This window comes from Enhygromyxa salina (assembly GCF_002994615.1).
In the GTDB taxonomy this organism is placed as follows: Bacteria; Myxococcota_A; Polyangia; order Nannocystales; family Nannocystaceae; genus Plesiocystis; species Plesiocystis salina_A.
The window spans coordinates 1-6,473 of sequence record NZ_PVNK01000297.1; the positions used below are offsets into that span (position 1 = coordinate 1).

Sequence of the window (6,473 nt, forward strand, 5' to 3'; positions counted from 1 at the left end):
GGCAAGGCGACCGTGACCTACACCGAGGGCGCCGCGGAGCCGGCGGGGATCGAAGAGGTGATCGAGAAGATCGGCTACGAGGCCGAGCCCGGCGAAGCGGTCGCGGTTGACGAGGGCTAGCAGCCCGTGTCGCGCGGCCGAGGCGGTCGCGGATCGCGGCCCAGGCCGGCTCGTCGGGCACGGCCTCGACGAGGATCCGCGCGCAGCCGAGCTCGTCGAGGGTGTGCAGCGCGGCGTAGAGCAGGCGGCCGTACTCGCGCGGCTCAGCGGGCAGCGAGAGGTGATGATCGACGCCCGCGGGCGCCTCGCCCAGCGTGATCGCGCCCAGCGGCCGCGGGCCTCCCACGGCGTCGTCGAGCTGCGCGCGCGCGAGCACCCGCAGCTCCCCGCTCGGGGCGTAGTGACGCCCGACCAGGCCCGGTGAGGTCCTCGCCTGTCCGTCGGTCGGCGCGCTCGGCCGCGCGAGCGGCCCGGTCAGCGCCTCGAGCTCGTCGACCGGCAGCCCGCCGAGCCGCAGCAAGGCCGGCTGCTCGCCGCACAGATCCACGACCGTGGACTCGATGCCCACGCTGGTCGGGCCGCCGTCGAGGATCAGCGCGGCGTCGGGCCCGAGCGAGCGAGCCACGTGGGCGGCGCTCGTCGGCGAGATCGCCTGAAAGCGATTGGCGCTCGGCGCCGCGATCGGCAGCCCAGCGGCCTCGAGCAGGGCCCGCGCGACCGGGTGGGCCGGGGCTCGCAGGGCGACGCTCGGGAGCCCGGCCGTGACCAGGTCGGGGATCAGCGCCCGCTTGGGCAGGACCAGGGTCAGCGGCCCCGGCCAGAAGCGCCGCGCGAGCCGGGTCGCGAGCTCGGGCCAGGTCTCGACCAAGGCGCGGGCCTGGTCGAGGTCGAGCACGTGGACGATCAGCGGGTTGTAGCTCGGCCGCCCCTTGGCCGCGAAGATCTTGGCGACGGCGCGCGGGTCGAGGGCCGCGGCGCCCAGGCCATAGACTGTCTCGGTCGGGAACGCGACGAGCTCGCCACCGCGCAGCAGCTCGGCGGCGCGCTGGATCGCGGCGGGGTCCGGCCGCTGAGGGTCGACGGCGACGATCGGCACGAGCGCGCAGTCTGCTGGTCCTCGACCGCCCTCGCAACCGCCCCTCTCCTGCCCCGGGTCAGGGCCGGGCCTCGCGCTCGATCCGCTGCTCGCGCGAGAACAGCACCGCGAGCTCCGCGAGGCGGTCCGCGAACAGCTCGACGAGATCGTCGACGGCGAGGATGCCGACCAGCTCCCCCTCGTCGCCGACCACGGGCACCCGGCGGACACCGTACTTGCGCATGACCTCGAGCGCGTCGTCGATCGAGTCGTCCTCGTGGACCGAGACCAAGTCGCGGATCACCAGGTCATCGGCGACCAGGCTGCCGAGCTCGTCCGGGGCCGAGGCGACGGCCCCAACGACGATGTCGCGGTCGGTCACGATGCCGACGGGGTAGCGCTCGCCGTCGTCCTCACGGACCAGCACGACCGCGCCGACGTGATTCTCCCGCATCCGCTTGGCGATCTCGAGGATCGGCTCCTTGGCGTAACCAAAGGTGACCTCGCGAATGCACACCGCTCCGACGTTGCGCTTCATGCAGGGAGCTTCGGTCCAGACGCGAGCGGAGGCGATCGAAAGCCTTGCGTGGCGCGCTCACGTGGGGGCTTGGGGCGCTCAGCGGTCGCGGCCGTCGCGGCCGTCCCCCGGCGCAGCTCCGACCGCTCTGGCGGCGCGGGGGACGGCGTGACCGGGATCCCCACTCGGGCGGAGCGAGCCCGCGGTATCTTTGCGGCCATGTTGGCTCCCCGCCTGACCTTCTTGCCCCTGACTTTGGTCCCCATGCTGACGCTCGCGTGCGGCGACGACGGACCGCGCGCCGACGACGGCGAGCAGGGGGTCAGCACCGAGGAGTCGGGCACGGGCTCCAACGACGCCGAGTCCGGCGACACGAGCATGGACACGACCCCGGGCGACGGTGACGGCGACGGCGACACCGGGCCCGACTGCCTCAGTCACAACGACTGCGTCGACGGCGTCTGCGTCGACGGGGTCTGCTGCGCGATCGAGTTCGCCTGCGGCGACTCGTGCTGCGGCGAGGGCGACGTGTGTCTGTTCGACGCGTGCACGGTCCCGGGTGAGGCGTGTACGACCGCCGACGACTGCGACGAGGACGAGTACTGCGAGCTCGGCCTCGGCGAGCCCAGCCCCGGCCTCGGCGAGCCGCCGCCGGGCCTGATCTGCACCGCCGAGCTGCCGCCGACCGGCAAGTGCGTCGAGGCCCCGGTCGTGTGCACGGGCGGGCCCAACGATCCGCCCGACTGCGTCGACGCCTGCGAGTACATGCCGCCCCCCGGAGACCTCAACGCCAGCCTCGAGTGGCAGTGGGGCCTCGAGGCGCCGCTGCCCGAGAAGACCGACGTCTGGGCGACGCCCACGGTCGCGCGGGTCTACGACGCCAACTGCGACGGCCAGCTCGACAACAACGACCCGCCCAACCTGGTCTTCGTGTCGGGCAACTCCAACCTCACCTGCTGCTCGTGCAACAACATGAACGCGTGCAAGACCGGGGTCCTCAACCTGCTCGACGGCCGCAGCGGCCAGCAGATCTGGGCCAACGAGACGCCAGAGATGGGCTCGATCGGCTGGGCCGGGCTCTCGGTCGCGCTCGGCGACATCGACGGGGACGAGCGCGTCGACGTGGTCGCTATGACCGGTGAGGGCAAGATCGCCCTGGTCAACGGCAACGGCGAGGTCACCCGGATCAGCGATCAGCCGGTCGCCGACATCGGCGGCAGCTTCGGCTGGGGCGGCGGCATCGCGGTCGCCGACATGGACCACGACGGCTTCCCCGAGATCGCCTACGGCCGCAACCTGTTCTCGACCCAAGACGGCGCGATCACCCGGGCGTGGGTCGGGACCGGAGGCACCGGCGGCGGCGTCGGGCGCGAGCTCAGCCACATGGTCGACGTCGACGGCGACGGCGTCATGGATCTGCTCGCGGGCAACACCGCCTACGACATCGACGGCAACATCATCTGGCAGAACCTCGCGCTGCCCGACGGGTTCACGGCCGTCGGCGACATCGACAAGGACGGGACCCCGGAGATCGTGCTCGTCAAGGGCGACGTGTGGCTGCTCGACGCCGCGACCGGCGAGGTCGAGCTCGGCCCCGTCGACATCCCGCTCGAGGACACCCGCGGCGGCCCGCCGACCATCGCCGACTTCGACGGTGACGGCTGGCCCGAGATCGGCATCGCCGGGGGCACGGTCTACGTCGTCTACGAGGGCGACCTCTCGATCCTGTGGCAGCACGGGACCAAGGACACCTCGAGCGCGGTGACCGGCTCTTCGGTGTTCGACTTCGAGGGCGACGGCCAGGCCGAGGTCGTCTACTCCGACGAGTGCTTCTTGCGCGTGCTCGACGGCGTGACCGGCGAGCTGCGCTTTGCGACCTCGAACACGACCTTCACCGCGACCGAGGCCCTGATCGTCGCCGACGTCGACGGCGACGAGTCGGCCGAGATCGTCCAGGTGTCCAACAGCGCCAACTGGAACTGCAACTCCTCGCCGTGGACCGACGGCGACCCCGAAACCGGCCTCCCGCCGTGGCAGCCGGCCAGCGACAACCAGGTCTACTACCGCGGGCTCTCGGTGTTCGGGGCCACCGACAGCTCCTGGGTCGGGACCCGCACGATCTGGAATCAGCACGCCTACAACGTGACCAACGTGTGCAGCTCGGCCGACAGCGCCTGCGGCGAGCCCAACATCTACGGCTCGATCCCGCAGTTCGAGCAGCCCAACTGGCTGCTGCCCTGGCTCAACAACTTCCGCCAGAACGTCCAAGACAGCGGGGTCTTCGACGCACCCAACGCGACCGTCGACCTCGACGTCGAGTGCAGCGATCCGATGCTGATCTACGTCAGCGTGCGCAACGTCGGCCTCGCGCCGCTGCCGGCCGGGGTCGTCGTCGAGGTCACCCGGCTCGACAACAACACGGTCGTCGGGCAGATCGTCACGACCGAGTCTTTGTTCCCGGGCCAGATCCAGTCGTTTGAATTGCAGACCGCGCTCGAGCAACAGACCGATCTCGAGTTCGTCGGTGAGATCATCGTTGACCCGAACAACCCGACCTTCGTCGAGTGCAAGGACGACGACAACATCTCGGAGCCGGCCTCGGCCTTTTGTGGGATCGGCTGACGGGCCTGACGCTTCGCGGCCGCGTTGGTCGCCGAGACATCAGCGCCGGCCTGGGGTACCCTCAGCCAAATGAAGGTCCCTCCCGAGTACCATGGCCGCGAGCAAAGCTTCCTCAAGCACAGATTTCTGACCGAGTACCTGCGGTCCTGGGCCCACAAGCTGGGCTCACGGGCACGTTCCGGTCCACAGCGACTGTGGTACGTGGATGTGTTCGCAGGGCCTTGGTCGTCCGCGGACGCCGAGCTGCGGGACACTTCAATCTACATCGGACTTCAAGCCCTCGAAGAAGCTGCTCAGACATGGCGCGACACCGAGGGGGTCAACATCAAGCCTGGCGCGATCTTCGTCGAGAAAGATCGCCGCGCGTTTGCTCGCCTTCAGGATTTCCTGCGCCAACGACAGGGCATCGTCGAGACTCACCCTTTCATGGGTGAATTTGGACACCATGTGGACGGAATTCAGCGGCTGATCGGCAGTGATCCAGCGTTTGTGTTTGTCGATCCGACCGGATTCAAGGGCGCACAGATGCAGTTCATCGCCCCGCTAATGAAGCGGCGACACCGTGATGTGCTGGTTAACGTGATGTTTAATCACGTCAACCGTTGGAAAGATGACCCACGCCAGTTCCTCCGTGAACAGATGCGTGCATTTTTTGGGCTCGAGGACTCGGATCTCCCTGTCGGGCTCGAGGAGCCTGAACTCCTACGGCTCTACAGACGCCAGCTCAAGCTCACCTGCGACATCGAATGGGCCGCGGACATCGGTGTTCCACACCCGACGATCGACCGAACTTGGTTCCGCCTGGTCGTTGGCGGAAAACACCCGAAGGTTCTCGAAGTCTTCCGCGATGCCGAGCGCAAGGTCATGGGCATCGAGGCCGCGGTCGTGCGCGAAGAGGCAAGGGTTCGCAGCGCGGCCCAGCCGTCCTTGTTCTCGGCTGAGGAGACTGCGGGAGCACAAGAGCAGCGCTACACGCGGCAAAGAGACGAAGATCTCGACCGGGTCCGAACCATGCTCCGAGAGCGCCTCGGCGACGGGGAGTTGACATGGCAGCAGATTTGGCCCGTGCTTCTCGAAGACCTCCACCTCACGCTCCGGGAGCTCTCGAGGGCGTGTTTTTCCGCCTACAAGGCAGGAGAGTTGCTCGTGTCCCCCACTCCGGGGCCAAAACGAAGGACGCTACTCGAGGCAGACCTGATCTCCTTGGCTGTCCGGGACCCTTGACGGCTGTGGATGCGCGTGATCTGCTGGGACTGTGAGCGACCACAGCAGCATCGAGTGGACGGATGCCACCTGGAACCCCGTGCGTGGCTGCTCCAAGCTCTCGCCAGGATGCAAGCACTGTTACGCCGAGACCTTCTCTGAGCGATTTCGTGGTGTGCCCGACCATCCTTTCGAGCATGGCTTTGACCTCCAGCTGGTCTACGCGAAGCTACCCGAGCCGCTGCGCTGGGCTCGAGCGCGAAAGATCTTCGTCAACTCGATGTCCGACCTCTTCCATGAGCGGGTCCCAGACTCCTACGTGAAGGAGGTCTTTCGGGTCATGGTCGATGCTGACTGGCACGTCTATCAGCTCCTGACCAAGCGGGCCGATCGACTTCGAGAGCTCACCCGGCGGCTGCCGGCGAAGGCGGTCGTGCACGATCACATCTGGCTGGGCGTGAGCGTCGAAGACCGAAAGTACGGCCTCCCTCGCATCGACGAACTGCGCCGCGCGCGAGCGGGCAAGCGCTTCTTGTCCATCGAGCCTTTGCTCGAGGATCTCGGCGAGGTCGATCTGCGCGGCATCGACTGGGTCATCGTCGGCGGAGAGAGCGGGCCCGGTGCCAGGCCAATGGACGAGGCGTGGGTCCTCAACCTCCGCGATCAATGCCGGGCGGCAGAGGTCCCCTTCTTCTTCAAGCAGTGGGGAGGCGTACAGAAGAAGAAGCACGGACGGAAGCTCGAGGGGGCGCTCTATGATGAGTTTCCGAAAGCCGAGGTCGGCGCGGTACCAACCCGCACACTCCGATGGGCGCAGCTGCGTGCAGCGCAAGCCCGCGCGGAGGATCTCGAGGCGCAGCTGGGGCAGTTGCCGCTGGTCACCATTCGGCGAGCAGTCTGAGCTAGCAGCCCGTGGTGCAATGCATCGTGTCGCCTCGCGCCGGAATGTTCGCCCAGGGCGCGAAGCCAAAACGCCGCTGTACCGGGCGTACTGCAAGTTTTGGCGACAAAGCCCTCGGCGAAAAGGCCAAGCGAGGCGGCGCGAGGCATTGCACC

At 68.2% G+C, this 6,473-nt stretch carries 5 protein-coding genes; 3 read left to right on the forward strand and 2 right to left on the reverse strand.

All coding sequences use genetic code 11. From position 1 onward, the window contains the following. On the reverse strand, nucleotides 1–1,096 hold a 1,096-nt coding region (locus tag ENSA5_RS34380; RefSeq protein ID WP_258183110.1), incomplete at its 3' end, for an L-threonylcarbamoyladenylate synthase. A gap of 58 nt (nucleotides 1,097–1,154) precedes the next feature. Continuing rightward, entirely contained in the window at nucleotides 1,155–1,613 is a 459-nt protein-coding gene (locus ENSA5_RS34385) for a CBS domain-containing protein (RefSeq protein ID WP_106395959.1), read from the reverse strand. Nucleotides 1,614–1,811: 198 nt separating this feature from the next. Here ENSA5_RS34385 and ENSA5_RS34390 point away from each other — a divergent pair, with 198 nt between their 5' ends. From ENSA5_RS34390 to ENSA5_RS34400, 3 genes are all read left to right on the forward strand, one after another. After that, entirely contained in the window at nucleotides 1,812–4,214 is a 2,403-nt protein-coding gene (locus tag ENSA5_RS34390) for an FG-GAP repeat domain-containing protein (RefSeq protein WP_106395960.1), read from the forward strand. Nucleotides 4,215–4,283: 69 nt separating this feature from the next. Continuing rightward, complete coding sequence (locus ENSA5_RS34395; protein WP_146156428.1) at nucleotides 4,284–5,438, forward strand: three-Cys-motif partner protein TcmP; 1,155 nt, start codon at nucleotides 4,284–4,286, stop codon at nucleotides 5,436–5,438. Between the two features lie 31 nt (nucleotides 5,439–5,469). Next, nucleotides 5,470–6,318 carry a DUF5131 family protein gene (locus tag ENSA5_RS34400; protein WP_106395962.1) on the forward strand — a complete coding sequence of 283 codons (849 nt, stop codon included), beginning with the start codon at nucleotides 5,470–5,472 and terminating at the stop codon, nucleotides 6,316–6,318. Nucleotides 6,319–6,473 lie beyond the last annotated feature (155 nt).

What these genes read in the sequence shown, in the direction of transcription:
- ENSA5_RS34385 (WP_106395959.1), bottom strand. Translation starts at nt 1,613, where the DNA reads ATGAAGCGCAACGTCGGAGCGGTGTGCATTCGCGAGGTCACCTTTGGT.
- ENSA5_RS34395 (WP_146156428.1), top strand. Translation starts at nt 4,284, where the DNA reads ATGAAGGTCCCTCCCGAGTACCATGGCCGCGAGCAAAGCTTCCTCAAG.
- ENSA5_RS34390 (WP_106395960.1), top strand. Translation starts at nt 1,812, where the DNA reads ATGTTGGCTCCCCGCCTGACCTTCTTGCCCCTGACTTTGGTCCCCATG.